General features: G+C 64.8%; 2 protein-coding genes. Both read left to right on the top strand.

Annotated elements, in window-relative coordinates:
• Positions 1 to 163 precede the first annotated feature (163 nt).
• Complete coding sequence (gene tal, locus VXC91_RS45090) at positions 164 to 1,294, top strand: transaldolase (protein ID WP_329513127.1); 1,131 nt, start codon at positions 164 to 166, stop codon at positions 1,292 to 1,294.
• 181 nt (positions 1,295 to 1,475) lie between these two features.
• Positions 1,476 to 1,706, top strand: coding sequence for a WhiB family transcriptional regulator (locus tag VXC91_RS45095; RefSeq protein ID WP_329513128.1), 231 nt, complete (start codon positions 1,476 to 1,478; stop codon positions 1,704 to 1,706).
• Positions 1,707 to 1,775 lie beyond the last annotated feature (69 nt).

Genomic DNA, 1,775 nt, shown 5'->3' on the forward strand with positions numbered 1-1,775 from the left:
CAAGGGGGTCAGCCTGCGGCGCAGCCGGTTAGGCCCCAACAGAAGACGGCCGGGGACACTCGGCGCCAGCGACAGGCGATTCAACAGCGAACGCCGCGCAGGCCTGTACTCAGCCCCGCAGCCTCCAGTAGGCCCTGTTCCGCCCCCGGAAGGTGCGACCGACATGATCAATGCTCTGAAGTGCCTGTCGGACGCTGGTGTGTCCGTATGGCTCGACACCCTTTCACGTAGCCGAATCGCGTCAGGCAGCCTGGCGGAGCTGGCCAGCAAGCACTACGTGGTAGGCGTTACGACCAACCCGACGATCTTCAACGACGCTATATCGAACGGGCCGGAGTACGAGTCCCAGATGTCCGAGCTGGCAGCTCGAGAAGTGACTGCAGGAGAGGCCGTCCGCACCATCACCGCGGCGGACGTACGCGCCGCCGCTGACGTCCTGCGCCCTGCCTTCCTCTCCTCCGCCAGTGGCCAGGACGGTCGTGTCTCCATCGAAGTCGACCCGCGCTTCGCCCACGACACCGTCGCGACGGTCGCCGAGGCGCGCCACCTGGCCTGGCTGGTGGACCGCCCAAACATTTACATCAAGATACCGGCGACCGAGGCAGGACTCCCCGCTATCACCGAGATCACAGCTCAGGGCATCAGCGTCAACGTGACCCTGATCTTCTCGGTGGAGCGCTACCGGCTGGTCGCAGACGCCTACTTGTCAGGACTGGAAAGAGCAAGGGAAACCGGGCAAGACCTGTCGCAGATCTCCTCCGTCGCTTCGTTCTTCGTGTCCCGCATGGACACAGAAGTGGACAAGCGCCTCGACGCCCTCGGTACGCCAGAGGCGAGAACGCTTCGAGGCAGGGCCGCTGTTGCAAACGCCCGACTGGCCTACAAGGCCTTCGAGGAGATTTTCTCCGGGCAGCGCTGGGAGGGACTTCAGCAGTCAGGGGCAAATAAGCAGCGGCCCCTGTGGGCCTCCACAGGAGTAAAGGACAGCTCCTACGAACCCACCAAGTACGTCGCTGGCCTGATAGCGCCGAATACGGTAAGCACCATGCCGGAGGCGACACTGCTCGCCGTCGAGGACCGAGGCCTCACCGGAGGCGACAGTGTCCGCAACACGTACGACCAAGCGCGGGCCGACCTCGATGCGCTCGAACGCCTCGGCGTTTCGTATGAAGAAGTCGTCCAACGGCTGGAGGACGAGGGCGTCGCAAAGTTCCAGGAGTCCTGGAACGCTCTTCTCGCCACCACCGAGGCGCAGCTGGCACCCCGAGAGCACGGACGGCTCGAGCGGCGATGAGGCACGCTCCACCGGGCTTGCCCGATCACAAGAAGCAACGGCTTCCCGATGGGTGTCCCACCCGGTTCCCCCTGCGGAGCGGGGGCGAGTGCGTTGGAGGGAACAGCAGTCGGCATCTGAGGCATTCCCCGCTCTCTTCTGCGCTGCTGCGACAGCAGTCCAGGGTGCGCAAGGTTGCGCCGTGCTGACCTGGCGTGAGTGGGCGGCCTGCCAGGATTGCGAGACTGACCTGTTCTTCCCCATCAGCCCGCAAGGACCAGGCCGCCGTCAGGCCGACGAGGCGAAGGCTGTCTGCAGCACCTGCTCCGTCCGCCAGCAATGCGCCGACTGGGCTCTGGACACAGCGCAGCAGTACGGGATATGGGGCGGAATGGACGAGGCAGAGCTGGCCCGGGCAAGGAGGAGTGCTTAACGCTCTCGACTGCAGCACCGCCCAGCTCAATAACGTCTTGCAGCAGCAGTGGCATTTGAAGGCTCCCCT

This window comes from Streptomyces chiangmaiensis, assembly GCF_036281785.1.
GTDB lineage: Bacteria > Actinomycetota > Actinomycetes > Streptomycetales > Streptomycetaceae > Streptomyces > Streptomyces chiangmaiensis.